This is a genomic window from Aeromonas salmonicida (assembly GCF_028355655.1).
Classification (GTDB): domain Bacteria; phylum Pseudomonadota; class Gammaproteobacteria; order Enterobacterales; family Aeromonadaceae; genus Aeromonas; species Aeromonas salmonicida.
Genome location: NZ_CP110646.1, coordinates 1 through 20,886, shown reverse-complemented (window position 1 = coordinate 20,886; position 20,886 = coordinate 1). Strand labels below are relative to the sequence as shown.

Sequence of the window (20,886 nt, the reverse complement as noted above, 5' to 3'; positions counted from 1 at the left end):
GGCCCTCAGTTTTACAGCTGCAGGTGATAACTCAGCGCAGACGGATCTGGTGACCGAAATCGACGGCGCCCTGTACCTGGGGCGTTTGACCATGCGCCGGCACAGACAACGGCTCGCGCTTACTGCCCAGCGGTAAGCTACCAAGATCGGAGCGAGACAGGCTATCCAGGAACTGGCGGAAGATCCGCGCATCATCCGGGGTAGCCATGCTGGAAATCGCCAGGCGCTGATCCTTGGTCAGCATGACAGGGTACGCTTCCAGGGCATCCATCATAACTTGCTGGCGCTGCTGGGTAGCCGCCTTGGCCTCCTCCCGGGCCGCCTCCAGATCTTGGGTCAGCTGGGCGGATTTCTGGCTCTGCTCAAACAGCATTCCATCGAGCATCATCACATCGTAAAGGTTGGCCTCCTCAATTCGGCGAACGGCCGAAACCTGCACCCAGCTATCGAGCATTGCGGAATAGACCTCACGATCCATCCCCAGCTGGGCAATCATCGTCTCCCCGGCCGAGTCGAGCATTGCCCCCTGGCGGGCCAGCGGGACAAAGTTGGGCTGGGCCACGTAGTCGAACCCGTACATCACTTGGGGATGGTCCCCGGTGTAGTTGCTGGGGCCGGTTACTGCCCAGGACCAGCCACCAGCATTTGAATCGAGCATCGAGCACACGATAGCCCCGGACGGGGTATCCAGGATCTCCTGGGTGTGGTGCAACGTGCCATCATCGTCCAGAGCGATCGCCACCGTCCGGTTGCTGGGGATGTTCTGCATGATGACCGGCTTGCCATCGAGCATCACAACCTCTTGCTCGCCTGGCTTCATCTTGCCGGATAGCGACCGGGCCGAGTGGCCGAAGTAGCCGAACAGCTCACCCAGGCGCAGGCCTTCTTGGGTGGCTGCCGAATCCAGCATCTTCTTGACCGAGTGGTGAACATAGCGCCGCCCGTTGTGTCCGGTGCGGCCCTCCTTGTGGATGTTGATCGTGGTCTCTACGCGCCTCATAGCGGTTCTCCTAACAGGTTAACGAGTTGGGTGTTGATGACGCCCTCCAGGAATGACTGGAAGCCACTGGGGGAGCCTTTGTAGCCGACGGACTCCATAAAGTTCTGATCGCCCTCCTCCGCTGCAGCGTCTGCCGCTGCTTTGGCAAGGTCCTTGATAATCAGGGCCGCCTTATCAGGGTCGAGCCGCACAATGTCGGTCAGCACCAACTCCTTGAAGGTGTCCGAACCAGACAGACGGCCGTTTTCGATGGTGTCCAGCACAGTGGCAAGGCCCATGGCGTAGTTGGTGCGGGTTTCCATGGCGTCGGCCTGTTCGGCCTCGATCGCGGTGTTGAGGGAGTGGAATTTGATTTCGATGGGGCGCAGCTCGCCGGCGCCGAAAACTTTGCCGTACTTGTGGGCCATGTGAATGTCGATCAGCCGGTTCGTGGACTGGACCACCCCCACCCGCAGCCAGTTGGCTCGAATGGCCGCCTGAATGCTTGTACGGAAGAATCCACCATCCCCCAGCCCGCCAGACATAAGATCCCCCCAGCCCAGCATCGACACGTCTATCCCCAGGGATGACGCCATGCGCTTGAGGTGGAACATCACATCTTCAATGTGCTGAATGTCCGGGCTGACCGTTTGGGTGTCGATCGTCACGCCGCCCTTGTTGCCTGACAGGTTCGGGATCAGCTGATTCCACACCGTCGGGATAAGCCCCTTGGCTTTCCCCTTTCGGGCGGCGGCTTCCATGTCCTTGCGCATCTGGGAGCCAACCAGGTTGAGGTACTGCGCAGCCCGGGCAGGGTCCAGGTTATCCATGCCCAGGGCAACGAACCGGTCAATGCGCGAGGCGTTATAGCGGCTGCCCTTCATCGAGCGGATCGAGTCGCTAAGGTCGCTCCATGAGCCATAGGCAAATTCGAGGAATGACGTGCCGTAGTCCTGCGTCTCGATGGGCTTGCGGCGGTGAATGTCGTCATAGAGCGAGTAGCGGACCCCTGACGTGCCGGCTGGCTCCAGGGAGAGGGACGGCTGCCAGTACGGCACCTTGAGGCCCACCAGCTGCCAGGGCTCCACCAGCTGGATCTCCCCCGGGCGCGTGGGCGCCTTGAGATATTCGCCGGTGAAGCCGGCCAGGCGCCCGCCGCGGACGTACTCACGGATCTGGTGCGCCATGGTGTACCAGGACGATTCGAGATCCACGATCCCCTTGCCCGTCTCGCAGTACGGCCGGATGTAGTGAACGCCATAGGCTGCCATGAGCTTGCACCAGCTCGGCAAGCCGTTATTGAGCATCGGGCCCAGTTCGGCCATGAGCGAGGCGGCGATCTCCTTGGCGTCGTCCGTCTTGGCTTCAATGGTGATGATGTTGCCGGTGCGGCTATCCACGCTCAGGGCGTGTGATATGTGCATGTCCAGCGCGGCGGACAGCACCGGGTCAACGATCATGTCCTCCAGGAGGGCGTACTTGGCGAACCGGTCTGTGGGGAGAACCTTTTCGCTCATCCAGTCCTGCTCACCGATAACGGTAGTCCCAGCCTGGCTGGTTGCGCCGTCGCCGGCCATGGCATTGCCGAGGTGATAGCCACCCCCGCCCTGCAGCAGGATCCCGCGATCTTGCCCGTCGTCCGGGTTGTAACCGGTGAAGGCCTGGCGCAGTAAAGACACCAGGCCTTTTTGTGAATTAGTTGTATCAGCCATGCGGCCGGCCTCCCATAGGCGCTAGACCATGGGCGGGAGTGGGAAGGGGGCGAGCGGGATCATATCTGATTGCGGGCACCGGATGTTGAATCGTCCAATAATCCATTGATTCCACAATGGGGTTAGGATGTGCGGATCTGTTCAACCAACACAAGGTGCATCCATGCCAAATAACACTGTGGCAAATGCGATAACCGCTATCTTGCAAGCCAGAAACATGGCCGACTTGATGGCGGAATATGATCGCCTGTTCCCCACTGCCAGCCGCACCGCGGCGGTATACGGCGTCGAGAAAGCTGATGGCGTGTCTATCGAGCGGGTCCGAAAAGAAGCCAATGAGCGGGTGCTGGCCGTACTGCAGCGGGTCGGCGCCGACGCCTCCCTACTGACCGAGGATGACCGGGCTATCCTGCGCCAATACTCTGGACTGGGCGGCATCGGCGGCTCTATCCATGAGTATTACACCCCGCAATGGGTGGCTTCCGGCATCTGGGATCTGATGGCCGCCATGGGTCAGGGCCCGGGTAACTACCTGGAGCCCTCGGCCGGTGCCGGCGTGTTCCACGGCACCAAGCCGGCCGGGGCGCTGATGACTGCCACCGAGATTGACGATACCAGCGCCCAGGTAAACCAGCTCCTCCACCCCGAGGACAAGGTGATGAATCAGTGCTTTGAGCAGCTGGCCGTCTCCACCGAGGATGACAGCTGGGATGGCGCCGTGGGTAACGTGCCCTTTGGCGAAACCCGGGGCAGCTATGGGGCGCTCGATCCCGAGTACGCTCACATCAAATTCGTGGACCAGTATTTCGTCTCTCGCATCCTGGACAAGATCAAGTCCGGGGCGCTGATGACCGTCGTCGTCCCTATGCGCATCGTCAGCGGGGCCAAGTTCAAGAAGTGGCGAGCCGAGATCAGCCTGAAAGCCGAGTTCCTTGGCGCTCACCGCCTCCCCTCTGGCACTTTCTCCAACAACGGGACCGACACGGCCACCGACATTCTGGTTATGCGCAAGCACCCGGCAGGCCTCGCCGAGCTGGTGAACGGGCGCAAGAAGGCGGCCCTGGAAGATGCCAATGTGCTCTGGGACACGTTTATCAATGGCAAGTGGTTTGAAAGCGCCGAGGGTAAGCGATTTATCCACGGCGAGCAGTCTATCCAGGGCGCTGGCAAGTTTGCCCGGACCGTCGTGGAGAAAGGCGCCACCACCAATGATCAGATCAAGCAGCGCCTGGCCCACAAGTTCCAGTCTCGCATTGACTGGCCGGCGCTCGAGCTGGCCGAACCGGTTACCCCGACCTTTGAGGAAGGCGATGATCGGATGATCAACGGCCGCTGGCGCCGGCTGGTCAATGGCACCTGGCAAACCACCTCTCTGGTCGGCAATGACGGCGACACGATCAGCAAGGATGAATACGGGGTCGGGTCACTGCGCCAGCTCAAAACCATGCTGGAACAGTCCCCGCTGAACGCCCTGGAGCTGAACCACACCCAGTTGCTGGCCGTACACCGCGACTTCCCCGACACCGTTGACGGGATTGTTGGGGACGCTATACGCCTCGCCAAAGAGCAGCCGGCAGAGCACCGGACCCGCATCGTGCGCGGGGCCATCATCGGCCACCGCATCCAGGGAATGCTGGGTGAGATCAACGAGGTTGGGATCATCCCGGCCGAAACCGCCGCGGAGCTGCGCAACCTGATCAGCAATGAGATCAGCACTTTTGGGGTAGCTGCAGCTGATCGCAAGCTGGCAACCCTGGGGGGCGGCAATGCGGCCGGCGCCTGGAATGCCTTTGTGACCGCCACCGACGTGAACGGCCAATTCAGCGCCCTGCTTAAAGGCACCCTGGACCGTGGCCCGGTTCGCGCCTTTGATGACACCAGCGCCGCCCAGACGGTCGCTTACTTGTTCGGCCAGCTGGAGCTCAACCCGGTCGATTTGTCGGACTTCCTCGATCTGTACCGCGGCGACGAGGGTAAGACCCTGGTCGAGCTGGCGAAGATCCCGGGCGTGGCGATCACGCCGGCTGGGATGTTAATGCCCATGGACCGGGCCACCAGCGGCAATATCGTTGAAACCCGCCGCAAGGTGATGACCGCCATGGGTGCCGAGACTGATCCCGCCATCCTGACGAACTACCAGGTGCAGCTGGACGAGATCGAGCGCCGGCGCTATCGGGCCAAGGTCGATGACATTGAAATGACCATGGCCGCCAAGTGGCTGCCCCGCAGCTATGTAGGCGAGTTCCTGCGCGAGCAGGGTTACCGCGAGCTCCAATACTCCAAAATCGTGACCAACGAGAACGGGGAGCTGGTGGACGACACCGAATACCAGGGCAACGACGGGGTATGGAGCGGATACAGCACCCGGGGCGGCAAGAAGCGCACCAATGCCAACGAACAGTTTGAGCGGCAGCTGGAGAACTACCTGAACGGGGTCACCGTGCGATCTGGTGACGCAGCCGGCGCGGCCGCCTACCGCGATCGCATCAAGGGGATCGAGGAGCGGTTTGCTATCTGGCTGCGCCAGCATGACGACGTGGACAAGCTGGCGGACCTCTACAACGACTCATTCAACGGCCATGTGGCCTTTGAGCACTCTGACGCTGATCTGGAGCTCGAGGGGATTTCCGGGCGTATCGTGCCGTTCGGTTACCAGTGCTCGGGGATCCGCCGCGCCTCCGAAGATGGCCGCGGGACACTGGCTTTCGGTACCGGCCTTGGCAAGACCCCAACAGCCCTTGGGCTGGCGGCTTACAACAAGCAGATGGGCCGCGCCAAGCGCACCGGGATCGCCGTGCCGCTGGCCGTGCTGGAAAACTGGTATCACGAAGCCAAAACGTTCTACAACGATGACGCTTTCAGTCGTGTGTTCTTCGTCGGGCTTGAGCCGGTTCGCAACAAGGACGGCGCGATCGAGCTGGAGCAGATCCTGGACGATGACGGCAATCCCCGCCTGGGCGCCAACAATGAGGCGCTGACCCGGGACAAACTGAAATCCCTGAGTGCCAAGGAAGTCAAAGCCCGCCTGAATGCCATTCCCCAGTCAAACTATGACGTGGTGGTAATGAGCAAGGAGCAGCTGGCAACAATCCCCATGCGTCCTGAATCCATCGTCGCCCATGCTGACCGAATGGAATCCGCAGGCCTGCGCGGGGGCAAGATCCTCGCCGCAGCCAAGAACCACCGGGAGGCGATGAAGAAAGAGAAGTTCGCCGAGAAGCACAGCAACACCGGTACCGTGAAGGCGCTCGACATTCCCTACTGGGAAGATATGGGATTCGACAACCTGATCATTGACGAGGCCCACAACTACCGCAACAGCTACCAGGCAGGACGGGAGAGCAGCAAGCTGGCCTATCTGCCCACCCAGGCCTCCGCCAAGATGGCAATCGATCTGGCCGTCAAATCCTCCTACATGCGCGAGAAGCACAACGGCCGCGGGCCGGTTCTGCTGACCGCCACACCGACAGTGAACAGCCCGATCGACATCTTCAACATGCTTTCCCACGTCCTGAGCATTGAGGAGTGGGGGCTGATGGGGATCACCGACGTGGACGACTTCATCAAAGTGTTTGGTGAGGTTGAGGATGTGCTGGTTCAAAAACTCTCGGGTGAAGTGGAGAGCAAGCAAGGCCTAGTCGGGTTCAAGAACCTGTCAGGGCTGCGATCCCTTTTCCACCGCTGGGTCAACCTCAAAGACGCCAAGGACGTGAGCCACACGGTCACTATCCCGGATCTGGAGGAGACGCTGACCGAGGCGGATATGACCGCCGAGCAGGCTACCGTCTATGAGGAGCTGCGCCAGCGGGCCGAGGCTTTGAGTAAGGGCCAGTCCAACGACGATAACGGCAACCCGACAGACTTCACCTTTGCCATCATCCGTGACATGGACCGGGTGTGTTCGGATATGGACCTCTACCGCCGAACCATGACCTTCCGCTTCCCGCTCAAGTACGGCGAGGCCGTGGAGAAGTTGGTTGCTGACTTGCCCACCAATATCAGCAGCGCCGGCACCGACGAAGACAAGCAGGACGAGGAAGCCGATAAGACCGTCATTCAGGCCAAGCTCGACGCCAAGCTGACCACCGGGGACCACGCTATCACGCTCGTAGTGCCTGACGTCTATGAGCAGGAAGTTGTAAGCCGGCTGGAGAAGTTCGGGATCACCTCGAGCGACGTATCGCACCCGCTCATGCCCAAGTACGCCCGTATGCTGGAAAACCTCAAGCGAGGCCACAATGAGGGCGGCAAGCAGATCATCTTTACCGAGGAGAAGTCACAGCACGAGAAACTGAAACGGATCATCGTCAATAGCCTTGGCATCCCGGCAGAGCAGATCGGCATTATCAATGCCAAGACGGTCAGCGAGAAGGGCGTAGACGGCGAACAGGCCAGCCTTGAAGGGTTTGCCGGCGCCTACAACGAAGGCAAGATCCGCATCCTGATCTGCAACAAGAAAGCCGAGGTAGGGGTCAACCTGCACCACGGCACGACCGACATTCACCACCTTACCCTCCCCTGGACGCCGGCGAGCATCAAGCAGCGCAACGGCCGCGGCGCCCGCGTTGGTGCCAAGCAGAAGAAGGTCCGGGTCCACTACTACGTGGGCAAGGGGTCATTCGACCAATTCCGCCTGGACACCCTCAAACGCAAGGCCAACTGGCAAAACGAGCTTTTCACGTCCGATGCCGAGAAGATGAAGAACGCCGACGCCGACGACGCCATGGACGCCAGCCTGCTGCTGGCCGCTGACCCAGAGGAACGACGAGCTCGCATCGAGGCGAACCAGGCCAAGGCTCGCGCCAAGATTGAGGAGGCCGCCCGCCGTCGCGCCGGGATCGACTTGCACAACTTCCTCAAGGCTGCCCACGACATGGGCGGGGACCCTGCTGAAATACAGGCAAGCCTCGTTTCGCTGCAGCAGCAAATCACCCAGCTCAACGAGCAGGCCAAAAACAGCCAGGAGTGGGCAGAGCGCAACCTGGAGCAGTCCAAAACCGACCAGTACAGCGGTGGTTACTACCTGCAGAAGTACCGGGGCAACCTCAAGGAGGTTGAGCACTACAACGATCAGGCCCGCAAGGTCCACAAGAGCCTGATTTTCACCGAGCGCAAGCTGGAGCGCACCACCAAGGCAGCTGACGCCCTCAAGCGCCTGCGCCCCTCCCTTGAACAGGCCATGAAAAAGGGCCTGCTGGACGCGCCGGCTGACATTCTGGACAAGGGTTATGAGTACCTGACTGATGGCATCGTAACGGTACGCCTGGGACGCAACTACCAGACCGGCTTTGGTGAGATCGTGCGGGTGGATAAGCTGGATTTTGACGGCAAACAGGCACAGGTCACCCTGATCCACATCCCGTACAAATCCAAAACCCCCCTCAAGCCAGGCAGCAAGAGCTGGTACGGCATTGGGTCCCTTAAAACCGAAGTCAGCTACACCCCAAGCGAGCTGGAAGTCTGGCAGGAAATGTCCTCCGCGCTGCCTCTGGCCAGAGCCGTGCAATTGCTCGACGCTGGGCAGTTCAGCCAGCACCTGATCACCGGTGCCCTTGGCCTGGTGGCGGACTACTACCTGCTGCACAGCACCGACGGCGCCGGGTTCGAGGTGGTTTACCACCCCTCCTACAGCGATAAGCCCATGACCAAGGATCAGCGCGGCCGCATCGTGTACCCGGACAGCAGCAATGCAGGCCTCAAGTCCAAGCTGGCACAGTGGCTGATGGCCGACCGCACCAGAATGGCAAAGAGCAGCTACGGCAACTCCCAGGAGGCCCCGGCCGCCTGGCTCACCGCGCTGTATGGGGCCAACGTGGTGGCCGCAGTCGAGGAATACGGCAACAAGGCACCTGATCAGGTGGTGAATGAGTGGCTTGCCGCCAGCCTGGACAGCTACCGCAGCACAAATAAGATCAGCCCTGACCGCATTTCTCTCTACCACTACTACTTCGAGTCATATGCCCGGAAGTTGATCCCGTCTGAGTGGAGCAACCGCACAGCCTTTGAGGCGGCCATCAAAGCCGGCGAGAAGATCCTGGAGGATGAAGGCAAGTTGGAGGCGAAGGCCATACAGGCCCGCAAAGACGCCGAAGCCGTGGCCCGGTTCGAGTTGGCCCGCCAGGACAGCAACCGTGACGCCATCATTGAGCGCCTGGTATGGGTGCGTGACACCGGCCGGAGCTACCGCGAGAGCAATGGCTACACCGTCGCCGGCAAGCTGCGCAGCGAGAAGGAGGCCCCCTACATCGTGGACGGTTCATTCAACCTCGCCCAGGGCGTCGCTGACATGGTGGCCGCTGGCCTGATGGTTGCGCCAGCAGAGATCACCACTTCCAGCCTTCGCCAGGCTTGGGATTCTGGGGTTTACAACCTGTTCAGCAATCACAGCGCCACCGCATCCGCGCTGCAAACCTGGATCGATGGCGACAAACCCAAGGAGGAGCCAGCGCCGGAACCTACCCAGGAGGATCAGACCAAGACGGCCACCGCAGATGCCACCCTCGAGGCGGTGAACGCGGGGGATACCCGTATTGGCACAGTGCTGGTGCGCCGCAATGCCATGCCCATAAACCAGCCTGCCAGCAAGACGCAATTCCGCGGCCGCTGGAGAACCCGCCCCGCCGTCAACAAGGCCGTGGGTGAGGTGATCGGCCTGTTTGACCAGCAGGGGAAAATGGGGGTCCTTTACGACAAGAAAGAAAACATCAAGGCCGCTTTCGGCGCTGGCCGGGGCCTTGTATTCTTTACCGATTCGGTATCAGATGAATATCCGGGTGGCTGGTGGTTCATCCCCGCTACGGCCACCCTTCAAGAGATCGCTAACGTGCTGGGAGTTGACCAATGATTGCCGAAACCATAATCCCTACAGCCAAGGAACTGGCCCCACTCCTGGCCGAAGCGACCGCCAATCAGGACGAGGAGACATTCGTCGCCAACTACCTGGCGGGGCTTGTCCAGGTGCTGGGGCAGGACCCGCGCCAATATCGCAGCTTTGGTCCCTACTGGTGGCCGCTCAAGAGCCTGATGATTGCGCGGGGCATTCAGCCCGGGGCAGGTTCCCTTGAGCTGGGCACCCTGCAGCGTTATACGATGGACACCCCCGCGCTGACCCTTTGCGCCGCCTGGGATTATCAGCAGGGGCGCATCGAGGAGGGCAAGATCCGCACCGCCAGCCACCAGCTGGAGCTGGCGGAAGGTGAGCTCTACGAATACGAGTTGGTGGATGAGGATATGGAGGCCTTCATCGAGCGAAACAAGCGTTAATCCGCTAGTTTGCAACGAGTAACCCGGCCTATGCGCCGGGTTTTTTGTGCTTACCACCAATGATGTGAGGAAATTTTTTCTCCATATGTTGGTAATATTTTCCTTGCGCTGTAAGCTGGGGCCAATAATTGCTGTGAGGCTTTCCATGACTGAGAACACCACTATCACCCATGACGACATACCCCACGCCATGCAGGCCCTGGGGATCGTTAAAACCAAGGATTTTGCCAAAAATCTGGGCATCACTCCCCGGTCACTGTCTAGCGGCACTGATGAACCGATGGCGATATGGCGTCAAATGTCGATCGAGTGTCTGTTGCGCAGAGAAAACAAGTGGGAGCTATTTTGCCAGTTACGCGGTGACCCAGTTCCCAGTAAGAAGCGTAAAGCGCCCCTGACCGGTGAACGCTGTGTTATCTGCCACAACTGCCTGGAAGTTCTACAGAGTAACCAACCTGACGAACCGAAAGGCTGCTGACAAATAGGGTCGAAGCTATGAGCATTCAGTACCGCAAGCGGATTCGGCTACTCCCCTTCTTGTGGCTCAACTTGTCAAAGGCGGGTTGGTCACTGACGCTTAGCGCTGGCCCTTTCTCCTTCTCCTTTGGGCCCCGAGGGAAACGGGTGTCTGCATCCCTTCCTGGGACCGGGATTTCGTACCGCAAGACGCTTTCAAGTCGCTCGAAACCAGAATGAACAAGGGGCCCGTAGGCCCCTTTCTCTTATGCTGCTTTGGGCTTGGCGCCGATCCACCAGGTACGAACATCAAAGCACGGGCAATCCTTGAGCCAGTCTCGGCTATCAATCTTGCCGTCCTTGTTGGTGTCGCCGAACCAGTCACGGTGACCCTTGATCGCGCTATCGGCCAGGCCATATTTCGCTTTCAGGCCGGCTATCAGTTTTGCCAGGGCGGCGAACTGGGCCGGGGTGTAGTTGTTTTCCGGCTTGCCGGCTGCGTTGACCCCACCGACCAGACAGATCCCCAGGTTGTCCTTGTTGTACCCCCCCACATGGGCGCCGGTTTCAGTTTCCGGGCGGCCAGGCTCAACGGTACCGTCACGGCGGATAACATGGTGGTAGCCAATGGTCCTGAATCCACGGTTTCTGTGCATGGCGGTTATCTCTTTGGCTCCAATATCTCGGGCCCCAGGAGTCGCTGAACAGTGAACGGTAAGAAATTTTATAGTCATTTGCACAATTGCCTCAAAAAAAGGTTAGGATGTTTTCGGGCACCCTAGCCCAACTACACAAACTGTAGGCTGGAGCGGGGAAGGGGAAACGGGCGCGTTATGCGCCCGTTTTTTTTATGGCTTCAATTTGCCCAGCAGTTCGTAATGCTCTCTCACTCTGCACGGTACCACGCCATCCAGCATGATCTCGCCAGCGTCGTCCAGGGATTCGCCGTCATCATCCACCAGCTCCTCCCCATCGAGATCGGCCGGGGCATCCTCTACCCCAGCAACCTCTATCCCCATCATACGGAAGAACACGCCCTGGATCCCCATTGCGCTATAAGCTCCCGGTGCCATCGAGACGCCGCGGCCGTCATCCTCACCATTACAGAAATCCTCAAAGCTCGGCTGCAGCAAGGCCGGTTCCACAGCCATAGCACAGCGATAATCTGAGGTCGGGGCGTCCAGGGTGATCGTGGCCGCCATACCCATGTACTCCAGGGTCAGCACCTGCATTATTTCGCCTCCTTGTATTTGGTCCCCAGCATCTTAACGGCCGCCAGCACCATAGCCAGGTGCTCAGGGTCTTTCATTGCAAGCCGGGCCATTTCGGCATCGGTAGCCAGAGCCTGAAAACCCATTGAAAACACTTCTGTGACAGTAACACTTTCAATGCCCCTGGAGCCGTAAATCTTGCCCACGTAGGGATGGTAGAACCCGTCATTGACTGCCACCTCGTTCTTGTACGATTTGGCCCCGGTCATGTGCTTGAGGTACGCAGTCTTGCCACTCGCCTCGGGTATTGCTGCCGAACGGCGGGCCAGCAACTGCTTGGCGGCAATCAGGAGCTCGGGGTGCTTGTACTCAACGAAGTGGCCCATTTCATGCCATAGGGTGGTCTTGGTCATCCCCTCCCCGCTGTTGATATAGTTGTGCTCCCGGCTGGCATAGGCTCGCTTCTTCTTGCGCACGATCTCGGGCGTTTCCATCTGGCCAGCTACTATCTGGTAGAACCGGTTCATATCCGCCTTCATGGCGGGAATGTCATAGCCATGGGCCAGGCTGGCGGCCGAGATCCTGATCTTCGACATAGCACCTACCTTCGCCGCATCACTGGCCGGCATGGCGCTATCCACCAGCTCGTCCAGCATCGCTCGCAGCGGGCCCACGCCCTCAACAATGGGCTTGCTGGCGCTGGTCCTGATCAGCTTGACGTAATGCTGGTAGAGGTTAACCGCCACCTCGCTGGCGGCGTCATAGTTTGGCTGGCCGCGCTGCTGCTCGATGAAGGCAATAACGGCCTCATAGGTACGCATATCGTAATAGGTCCCGCCAGTGGACAAGGCTTTTCCGCCCGCCTCGGCCATCAAGCTGGCGAGGCTATCACGCTGCGCCGGCGCCAGCCCTTCATAGGCCGGGTTGGTGGTCAGTTCGTCCAGCACCTTCTGCTTGCTCATGTGGCTGACAATGGCATTGGCGATCGCCGTCTCCCGGTTCGGCGTCTCAACCGACAAGGACAGTTGCCGGATCTGCTTCTCATACTCGGCGGTGTCGCGCTCAAACTGCACCTCCCGATCAGATGCCAACGTTGTCCGCAACTCGGCCAGTGTGGTGGCATAGCCCATCACCCATGACAAAAGCACATCGGATGGCGGCGTGGGCATTGATTTCAGGTTGGAATCAAACAAGGACAGATGCCTTCTCAGTACGGCATTAAGCTCGTCGGCGCCCTCCTTCCTGGCCTCGGCCCCCAGCATGACCTGGCGCAACATGTAGGCGACTGGGGAGAGCAGGTCAAGCCACGAAAAGCTATCCGCCAGCCCGTCAAACCAACCATTCACCGGGTTGTTTGCCCACTCAGGCCAGCGAGCAAGGACACCGGTTTTGAACCCCCGCTTATTCAGAACGTCGGTCACGCCGTGCAACTCCCGGATCGCGGTCTGCATGGCGCTGGAAGTAGGCACGGCACGGAAGGACTGCACGACGCGCCCGATCGCGGCCAGCTTTGCATCCAGGCTATCCTCATCGCCCTTGGCGGTGACCACCTTGAACAGCTCGGCGACTTGGGCGGGAGTCTGCGCCCCGTTGATCAGTTTCAAGGCTGGCTGCAGCGTATTAGCGCCGGCAGCATCAAACATCCCAACCTGGATCGCCGCCTTATCGCCGTAGAGCTCCGCCATGCGCTCATTGACGCGACTCAGCACCGTTACCAGGTCAATAGGTGGCTCACCGAACATGTCAGCCACCGCCTGCCCCTTGTGCTCCAGCGTCTGGCATATCTCCTCGGCCATGGCGGTGAAGGCCTCCGCCATGCGTTTCACAGAGCGGTTGTTTGCGGCGATGAAGGCTGCCAGAGAGGACGCCTGGGGATTGGCCGCGCCGAACATGTCCCCTTGTTTCAGGTACTCCTCAACCGCCTGACCGGCATCACGGGCCGCCCTGACAATTGTGGTGGCATCGACCAGCGCGGTCAGGGCCTCCTCATCCAGTGTCCGGGTCATCGAGACACCTTCGGCCAGCGTATCGGTGGCCTGCTTATGAGCCTCCCCGGACAGGGCCCGCATTGTCACGAACTGTGGCGCGGCACTGGTCAGGGCGCTTAACACGTTGCGGATCTCGGGATCTGGTTCCTCTACTGCCAGGCGCAGGAGATCGTCGTGCTGGTAGGCCTTGGCGAACACCGCGGCGCGGATACGGTCGATCACCTGGCGAGTGGGCCGGCCGTCAGTGGTCAGCAGTCCCGCCGCCTGCTCGCTGGTCAGCTTTGCCAGGAAGGCAGAAACGAAGGGGCGATTAGAGGCCGCTAGGAAGTCGCCAGACGCACCGGGGGAGAATAGAGCCATAACCCCATCGTCCATCGCCTCCGCGTCGATTCTGGCCTGCTCTGTGGGGCTCAGTGCCTGCATGTCTGACACATTGCTATCTTTGGCGAACTGGGCACGGTCCACTTCATCCAGCCGCACCCGCACCAGGACGGGAGAGCTGAACGCCTTCACTTGGGTGGTGGTGAAGCCATAGAGCTCGGCGTTGTCCTCCAGGTACTGCCGATATTCGCCGGCATGGCCTTCGACGTAGGCCTTGATGATTGCCATCGAGCGACCGTTGCCCGACTCCACCACGCGATCCGGGCCCATGATTGGAGCGCCCTGGCTGGAAAGGCCAGAGTCAGCCAGCCGCGCCGGCTGCAAGGAGCGGGACAGCTTGGTTATCTGCATTACGCTCGCTACTCGGGTGCGGTCCCGTGGTTGCAGCTCCTGGGGATAGGCGCCGTTGGGCTTGCCGTCTAGGCCGTTGGAGGCGATCAGGCTATTGGCTTCCACCAGCTTGAAGGCGGTACGCACGGACGCGCCTTTGACAGTCGCGACATAGCTAACCCGGCCGTGGTCAAACTCGTCCTCCACTATCGGCTCAAACTGCACATCTACCACCATGAAATCTAGCGATTCTGCGCCGTCCAAGTAGTTGGAATCAGGACCATTAACGGCTACACTTGAATCACCAGGGGCAATGCTTGTATCTGGGGCATCGGCGGTGGGTCGGCCGGTGTGGAGTTCCAGTGGTCCTTTCCTGCCAGAGCCCTCGACCCGAACACTTTCTAAGAACACCCCTACCGCCCCCGGGCGGCGATAGAACATAGCGCCATCCTGCATCTTGCGGCCTATCTGGCTCGCCTTGATGTGGTGCGAACTGATCACCACCTCATCGCCCATCTTCTGCACTGTCACACAGACAAACCCCCTCACCTTGCCATCAGGCTTGGCGAGCGCATTCACGAACAGATAGCTGAACTCCCTCTCATCCCCAGCCGTGCCCCGGCACTCTTTCAGCACCATAAGGGGATTTTCCAGCGTAGGGCGGATCCAGCCGGCGTGAGGAAGGCGGCCCTTGTCGCCGAGCTTGTCCAGCTGATTGGCGCCGAACCGGACGGGACCTATTGGCGTGGTGATGGTGGCCCCCATGAGCTCCACCAGTTGCTCCTGGGAGATCTCGGGATCGATGGTGTGAACATTCGCAGCCAGTATGTCCGCAACGTGTTGCGGGCCAAACTTGGCTGGTGGGGTCTTGGTGGTGATCTCATCGAACACAGCCACCAGCTCGTTGGCAGTGGCCGCCTCCAGAACGCTCTGGACGGCCTTTGTATTGCGGTCTTGCATGTGACCCCTCAAAGGGGCGGGCGGGAAAGGGTGGGCACCCCCGCCGTGGTTTAGGCGGCCACCAGCTCGGGGTTTTCGCCTATCCAGTTGGTAACGCCAGTTTTCACGTCCCCAAGCGCCATGCCCTCGGCGGCAACGTCCAGGATCCGCACCCTGAACACATCAGGCGCCTCCCCGTTGAAGTCGCCGCGCAGATAGCGCACCGAAAGGGTTTCCTCTTGCACCATCTCGGGGGCAACCTTCTCCTGTTCGACCACCAGCTTGTCCAGCACCGTCTTGATGTACGTCGGGGAGTAGCTGCCAGCGGCGGAAAGGCTCGGCTCGGCCAGGAGCCCGCGCAGCTCCACGATGGCGGCCGCTCGCTCCTCAACGTCCATTGTCTCGGATCGGTATTCAATCCCCACGACCGCTTCAACGATTCTTGCCCGGGCGCCAAGGGTTTCACCCTCTCCCAGCAACTTAATGGCGCCGGCAATGCCCATGCCATCAGTGCGCCACATGGCATAGGCGCTCTGGATGGTCTGGCCGGTGCTGGTGATCCCGTCTTTGGAGATCTTGATACCCAGCCCGTTGTTGTTCAACGGCTCGATCTTGAAGCCGTTCACCTCCTCGGAAAAGGCCCGGTCCGTGGCCTTCATGCCCTGTTCGATCATGCGCCGGACTTTCTTGCGCAGCTTAGGCGGGAACGGGCTTTTCACCCCTGCCCAGGCATAGTCGCCGCTTATGGTGGGGTAGGAGTCGGCCTTACTGGTACCGTCCACGTAAGCCGGCCACGCAACCTTAAACTCGGTCCGGTTGGCGGGGCGTTTGCGATCGCCAGGGTGCAGTATGATCGCCATATTCAGCGACTCGTTGGACACGACCACATCGCCGCCGTTAACGGCTACATTGTCGGCAAACTTCTGAGTCCATGCAGGGTGCTTGGCGCCCCCAATGGCGAAACCAATCACTGATCCAGCGGTGGCCTTTTCGGCCTCCTCATCGGTCCCCTCCTCGTCCTCCTCTGCTGGCGCCGGCTTCACCGCATCGCCCTTGAGCTTTGCCATGATGGCGGCCAGTTCGCGCTGGGCTTTCAGTTTGTCGAGAATGCTCAGGGTCCCGGCTTTCAGCTCGGCCTTGAGGGGTGCGGCCTGCTTCTGCAGGCCCACTTTTTCCAGAATGCTCAGTGCCATTATGCCGCGGCCTCCATCAGTTCAGTCAGGCGGTCCGCCACCTTGTGCAGGTAGGGCTCATGACGTTCAACGGCGCCGGCCGTCTCCAGCTGCTCAATGAGAGAACCCATCTTCTCCAGGTAGAGCTCGTAATTCTCCTCACTGGTGCGCAGGGCCTCCAGCTGCTCCAGCAGCGCCAGGATGGCCGGGTCGGCTTCATCCCACTGGTTATTCACTGCCGGGGGCTCGTCGGCTGCTGGCGGCTCGGTACCGCCTTCTGCTGGCAGCTCTACGGGCGGCTCGGTCCCAACTTCTACGGGCGGCTTGGCGGCCTCGCGGGCCTTGTCTATGAGGTTGTTAACCATGGATTTGACACTCCCGGTATAGCCGGCCTCCTGCAGGGCCTGGGTGAGCTGGGTACCCTCGTACTTGTCATCGACAAAGAACGGGTTATTGGTTTCGGTCAAAGAGCCCTTGGGCATGAACAGATCGCCCCAAATTTCATCGTCAGTCTGCTCCAGTTCGACCATGCGGCCGACTACATCCACCAGCTCCAGCAGACGGGCCGCCCTGGTTGCCTCGGTCCATACTGCAGCGGCCATATCTTCCAGGGAGTAATGGTCGATTTGGTCCCGGCTCAGGGGCTCAGGGTAGGCGATCATGCCATGACTCCAGCCACGGGGATCGCGGTCCTTGATGAACTCGGCCACACGGGGATCGCCGGTCACATCATCCGGGGCGACATAGGCCACCACGCCGTCAGGCTGGGCGCCCGGACTGTAGGGGCGGATCCGCAGCCCGTACCAGTAGACAGGGCTCGCAACGGGCGGCTCTGGCTCGGTGCCGGCTTGCTTATCAACCTTGCTTTGCGCCTCGTCGTAGGCCTCCTGGTAATTCTTGGTGACCAGCTCCTGGACTTCTGCTTTCGTCCTGATCTCGGTGCCGCCAGTGAGCGGGCCGCCGTCACCGTAAAGCACCCGGAACGTACCGGCCGGTTTCCCGTCGGCGCCCAGATTGACCGCGATGTAGTAACCGTCGTGCTCCTGCTCGCCAGGCAGCAACGGGGTATCCAGGGCAATAACCGGGTTATCGCCAAGTTCGTCCCACTGCGAACGCCAGCCGGCGCCATAGTCACCCATCATCGAAGACAGGGCCCCCTTGATCAGCTCAGCAGTGTGGATCCCTTCATCCTTGACCATGAACTTGGCGGCCTTACCCTCTTTGTATTCCTTGTAAAGAATGGAGGTAGCGTTATCCATCTTCGCGCCCTGGCTGCTGATAGAGCCAAGGAGGTACATGGTCCCGTCACGCTCGGTAATGGTGATGTAGCCGCTCAGCTTGCCGCCCTGGTTGTCATAGCGACGGGCAATCACCGCGCCGTTGGTCAACGTGAACTCGCCGGCAATGTTCAGCTGCTGCTTGATGTAGCGGATCCCATCCTCCGGCAGGTCAGACAGCTTGGTGTTGTCCTTGTTCATCTGCTCCACCGGGACCGAGCCGCCATCGTTCAGCAGGTAATAGCCGCGACGCTTGAAGCCGGTACCGTCCCAGGTGTAACGGATTGCCTCGGCGCCCGGGGTGCCCGGGGTAATGTCGATCAGCCGGTCGGTGGCATTGACCACCTTGAACCCGCCCAGCTTGCCGCCCGTGTTGGGGCGGTTTTGCAGGGTCAGCAGCACACCCATGGCCTCCTCTCCGGGCGTAGGCGGGGGGACAGGGTTAGGGGCAGGCTTATTCTCGGCCTTGCTGGCTTCCAAGCCGGCAAGCGCCTGGCGCAGCTCCTCGTTGCGCTGTACCTGCCTGTCCAGCTGGCCGTTTACCCGGGCGAGCTCGTCAGTGGTCCCGTTATGGGCCTCGGCCAGGGTGTCGATCTGCTCGGTCAGTAGGTCAACCTGCTTGATCTGCTGATCGGTGTCCGCTTCCAGGGTCGCCAGCTCCTCCGCCTTGGCCTTGTTGTCAGCCTGCTTGGCTGCAAACTTGGTGCTGTTGCGCTCGGCCAGGTTGGCAAGTGCAAGGGTGGTCTGCTTGAGAGATATATCCCGGCCCTTGTTCGGGGCGACAACGTGGGTCACGTCCCGCTTGTTCAGCAGGAACCGGAACGCCACCAGCGTATCGGTCCCTGTGATCTTTCTCGGGTCATTGCTGGGGCTATGGAAAATGACAAAGATGGACTGCCCATCAGATAGGGGGATTTCGGCGGACAGTACCGCCACGTCGCCCGCTTTCTTGGGAGTGCCAATCTTGGCGTCAGAGGCTTGGATCTCGGTGCCGGTCAGTGCCTGGTTCAATACCCGGATAAAGCCCGCCATGGTGCGATCAATCCGGTTGCTGGTGGTCACGATGGCATCGGTAAACACTTGCTCGCCCTGCCCCGCCAGTCCATAGAGATAAGTCGCCTCGATCTCCTCCAGGGTGGCCGGTTCCTGCATCATGGAATCGACCCCCAGAGCGTCCAGGAACTGCTGGCGCGTCAGTGGCGCGGCCTTGTGGTCAATCACGTTAACCACTTTGACGCCGTTATGAAGGGCATAAATCATGCTTCGCCTCCCAGGGCTTCAATCTGCTGGATCAGTTGGTTGGTGGTGGCCCGCTCCAGATCCAGCTTGTTACGCTGACTCTCAAGCTCGCTGGTGCTGGTGGCCTTGGCGGTCTGCAGCTCAGCTATCCGGGCTTCAATAGTGGCGACGTTGGTCCGGACGCCGGCGTTGGCTGCCTTGGCCTCGATGATCCGCGCCTGGAGAGTGCGGCCTGCGGGCTTTTTCTTCGACTCGTCCGGGGTAACCTTCTTCACCGCCTTGCGGGCCAGGCTGTTTTCCCAGCGGGCTTGTCCGGCAACCACTTTTGCCGCCACCTCTTTGGCGTAGGCATCCGTGGTTTTCAGGGCCTGCACCGGGATGATGGTTGCATTCAGCTTTGTCTCAATCACGTCGCCATGGTCGCCCAGGGTGATCGTAACGGCCTGGCCGCCTTCAAAGCGCAGCAGGGCCTTCTTGGTTGCCAGTCGGTCCTTGGTGATAACTCGGTTGGTGGCCTCCACTTCGGCGACGTTCTGGCCGGCCTTCTTGAAACTGGCGATCAGCTTCTTGAGGCCTGCCTCTGTCACGTTGTCGAAGTCGAGGGTGAAGTATTCAGCCTTGTTCTGGCTGTAACGTTCGTCTCTCTGGGTCATTGAATTTGTACCTCTATGGTCTTTGAGGCCTTGAGCGGGAACAGGGAATAAAACGGGTTGAGCCTGCAAGTGGTGGTGATCCTTACAGTCAATTCCCAGGTGCCAGGAGTTAGCAAATCTTCACGGATAAGCAGGTATTCGTCATTGCTGCCTACCGCACAGCCGGCCATCGAGCGGGTACGCCCCGTGATAACCGTTGTGGGGCGTTTGCGGTCACGGAATGAATAGGCGATTTCAGACCAGTCCGGCTCGTTGGCAGCGTGATAGTGCAGGATGTAACGGCGATACCCACCTTCACTTGCGGCTGGGTCCACCGTTACATCGGATACCTTGCTGCGCTGGAGGATGATTCTGTCCAGTAGCGCGGTAAGGAACACCGCCGCGGCAGTCGCAAGAAAAAGGGAATGTCCTTCCATTGTCAGAACCTCATCAGTTTTTTAATGCCCTGGAGCAAGCCGCTTGCCAGCACACCAATAACCGCGGCGCCATTGTGTGTGGACGCGATTACCAGCAGACACACAAGTGGCTCTGGCCAGCGTTGCCATGCCCCAAGGAAATACATACTCCAGCCAGCCAGGGCGGCCGTCATGAGCTCGGTTATGAGCTCCATCAAGCCAGGTCCAACCCGCTGGTCCCGCCTCCCTTGTAGATAGGAAGCCCCACCACCAAATAGCGCCAGCGCGGACACTACGGCAGCCAGGCCAGGATCCACTGTCATCGACACCCCCACCGCGTAATTCAACATTATCCAACAGCTCATAGTTACGAAATGAGGTTAGGAAGTTAGTGGCATATTACCGATCTTGCCCCTGATTTTGCGGATTGGCGTTATTACCACCCCACCCCCATGCCATTCAGATTCAGCTCGGCTGTTCGGGCCATGTCACATCAGTGGGCCATCCCGCACTTTGCGGCAGGCGGTAGAGCTCAACCCGGTACAGTCGCCATGCAGAGAGTTGATCTAGCTCGCTATCGGTGATGATGCCGAGTTTTTCGGCATCCTCCAGCGGGGCTATAACCAGGGCACCCTTGCTCAGCTTCTCTTTTATGCGGAGCCTCTGCTCTGCATCGGTGGGTTTCGGCTTGGGCACGATCACTATCTCGCCAAAGTCGCCACTCATAGCCCGGTCATAGAGCTCGCGCCCATGCCCCTCCACGTCATCGCTTTTGGCCGTAAATGGCATTCGCTCCGGTAAGTGAGAGAACAAAACATCCAGCGTTATTGAGGTGTCATCCCACTCCATGCGACGGGGGTTTTCGGCGCTAACTATTGTTACATTCATCAT

14 protein-coding genes are annotated in these 20,886 nt (G+C 60.1%); 4 read left to right on the top strand and 10 right to left on the bottom strand.

What is annotated here, in order from left to right:
• Positions 1-31 precede the first annotated feature (31 nt).
• The gene (locus tag ONZ54_RS22710) at positions 32-1,000 is read right to left on the bottom strand and encodes a hypothetical protein (protein ID WP_271788385.1); all 969 of its coding nucleotides are present in this window, start codon (positions 998-1,000) and stop codon (positions 32-34) included.
• A complete protein-coding gene (locus ONZ54_RS22705; RefSeq protein ID WP_271788384.1) occupies positions 997-2,691 on the bottom strand; it encodes a portal protein in 1,695 nt (564 codons plus the stop codon). The genes ONZ54_RS22710 and ONZ54_RS22705 overlap by 4 nt, the downstream gene beginning before the upstream one ends.
• Positions 2,692-2,854: 163 nt before the next feature.
• Between ONZ54_RS22705 and ONZ54_RS22700 the strand changes: the two genes are divergently transcribed.
• From ONZ54_RS22700 to ONZ54_RS23320, 4 genes are all read left to right on the top strand, one after another.
• Positions 2,855-9,535 (top strand): helicase-related protein, encoded by a 6,681-nt coding sequence (locus ONZ54_RS22700; RefSeq protein WP_271788383.1) that lies wholly within the window; start codon positions 2,855-2,857, stop codon positions 9,533-9,535.
• Entirely contained in the window at positions 9,532-9,954 is a 423-nt protein-coding gene (locus ONZ54_RS22695) for a hypothetical protein (protein WP_271788382.1), read from the top strand. Before ONZ54_RS22700 ends, ONZ54_RS22695 begins: the two co-directional genes overlap by 4 nt.
• A 145-nt stretch (positions 9,955-10,099) precedes the next feature.
• Positions 10,100-10,432, top strand: a complete 333-nt coding sequence (locus tag ONZ54_RS22690) for a hypothetical protein (protein WP_271788381.1) — start codon at positions 10,100-10,102, stop codon at positions 10,430-10,432.
• 17 nt (positions 10,433-10,449) lie between these two features.
• Positions 10,450-10,650, top strand: a complete 201-nt coding sequence (locus ONZ54_RS23320; RefSeq protein WP_416995765.1) for a DUF4236 domain-containing protein — start codon at positions 10,450-10,452, stop codon at positions 10,648-10,650.
• Between the two features lie 26 nt (positions 10,651-10,676).
• Here the strand turns inward: ONZ54_RS23320 and ONZ54_RS22685 are convergent, their stop codons facing one another.
• The 8 genes from ONZ54_RS22685 to ONZ54_RS22650 form a co-directional block, all read right to left on the bottom strand.
• Complete coding sequence (locus ONZ54_RS22685; RefSeq protein ID WP_271788380.1) at positions 10,677-11,144, bottom strand: N-acetylmuramoyl-L-alanine amidase; 468 nt, start codon at positions 11,142-11,144, stop codon at positions 10,677-10,679.
• Between the two features lie 114 nt (positions 11,145-11,258).
• Entirely contained in the window at positions 11,259-11,642 is a 384-nt protein-coding gene (locus tag ONZ54_RS22680) for a hypothetical protein (protein ID WP_271788379.1), read from the bottom strand.
• Complete coding sequence (locus ONZ54_RS22675; RefSeq protein ID WP_271788378.1) at positions 11,642-15,280, bottom strand: hypothetical protein; 3,639 nt, start codon at positions 15,278-15,280, stop codon at positions 11,642-11,644. The genes ONZ54_RS22680 and ONZ54_RS22675 overlap by 1 nt, the downstream gene beginning before the upstream one ends.
• 50 nt (positions 15,281-15,330) lie before the next feature.
• The gene (locus tag ONZ54_RS22670; RefSeq protein WP_271788377.1) at positions 15,331-16,452 is read right to left on the bottom strand and encodes a hypothetical protein; all 1,122 of its coding nucleotides are present in this window, start codon (positions 16,450-16,452) and stop codon (positions 15,331-15,333) included.
• Positions 16,452-18,968 (bottom strand): defense against restriction DarA-related protein, encoded by a 2,517-nt coding sequence (locus tag ONZ54_RS22665; protein ID WP_271788376.1) that lies wholly within the window; start codon positions 18,966-18,968, stop codon positions 16,452-16,454. Before ONZ54_RS22665 ends, ONZ54_RS22670 begins: the two co-directional genes overlap by 1 nt.
• Entirely contained in the window at positions 18,965-19,600 is a 636-nt protein-coding gene (locus tag ONZ54_RS22660) for a hypothetical protein (RefSeq protein WP_271788375.1), read from the bottom strand. Before ONZ54_RS22660 ends, ONZ54_RS22665 begins: the two co-directional genes overlap by 4 nt.
• Positions 19,597-20,016 carry a hypothetical protein gene (locus ONZ54_RS22655; protein ID WP_271788374.1) on the bottom strand — a complete coding sequence of 140 codons (420 nt, stop codon included), beginning with the start codon at positions 20,014-20,016 and terminating at the stop codon, positions 19,597-19,599. Before ONZ54_RS22655 ends, ONZ54_RS22660 begins: the two co-directional genes overlap by 4 nt.
• A gap of 444 nt (positions 20,017-20,460) precedes the next feature.
• Entirely contained in the window at positions 20,461-20,886 is a 426-nt protein-coding gene (locus ONZ54_RS22650) for a tail fiber assembly protein (protein WP_271788373.1), read from the bottom strand.

Bases quoted from the DNA above. Each gene is read 5' to 3' on its own strand.
- ONZ54_RS22680 (WP_271788379.1), bottom strand. From the start codon at position 11,642: ATGCAGGTGCTGACCCTGGAGTACATGGGTATGGCGGCCACGATCACC.
- ONZ54_RS22675 (WP_271788378.1), bottom strand. From the start codon at position 15,280: ATGCAAGACCGCAATACAAAGGCCGTCCAGAGCGTTCTGGAGGCGGCC.
- ONZ54_RS22705 (WP_271788384.1), bottom strand. From the start codon at position 2,691: ATGGCTGATACAACTAATTCACAAAAAGGCCTGGTGTCTTTACTGCGC.
- ONZ54_RS22655 (WP_271788374.1), bottom strand. From the start codon at position 20,016: ATGGAAGGACATTCCCTTTTTCTTGCGACTGCCGCGGCGGTGTTCCTT.
- ONZ54_RS23320 (WP_416995765.1), top strand. From the start codon at position 10,450: ATGAGCATTCAGTACCGCAAGCGGATTCGGCTACTCCCCTTCTTGTGG.
- ONZ54_RS22660 (WP_271788375.1), bottom strand. From the start codon at position 19,600: ATGACCCAGAGAGACGAACGTTACAGCCAGAACAAGGCTGAATACTTC.
- ONZ54_RS22670 (WP_271788377.1), bottom strand. From the start codon at position 16,452: ATGGCACTGAGCATTCTGGAAAAAGTGGGCCTGCAGAAGCAGGCCGCA.
- ONZ54_RS22710 (WP_271788385.1), bottom strand. From the start codon at position 1,000: ATGAGGCGCGTAGAGACCACGATCAACATCCACAAGGAGGGCCGCACC.
- ONZ54_RS22690 (WP_271788381.1), top strand. From the start codon at position 10,100: ATGACTGAGAACACCACTATCACCCATGACGACATACCCCACGCCATG.
- ONZ54_RS22685 (WP_271788380.1), bottom strand. From the start codon at position 11,144: ATGACTATAAAATTTCTTACCGTTCACTGTTCAGCGACTCCTGGGGCC.
- ONZ54_RS22665 (WP_271788376.1), bottom strand. From the start codon at position 18,968: ATGATTTATGCCCTTCATAACGGCGTCAAAGTGGTTAACGTGATTGAC.
- ONZ54_RS22650 (WP_271788373.1), bottom strand. From the start codon at position 20,886: ATGATGAATGTAACAATAGTTAGCGCCGAAAACCCCCGTCGCATGGAG.
- ONZ54_RS22700 (WP_271788383.1), top strand. From the start codon at position 2,855: ATGCCAAATAACACTGTGGCAAATGCGATAACCGCTATCTTGCAAGCC.
- ONZ54_RS22695 (WP_271788382.1), top strand. From the start codon at position 9,532: ATGATTGCCGAAACCATAATCCCTACAGCCAAGGAACTGGCCCCACTC.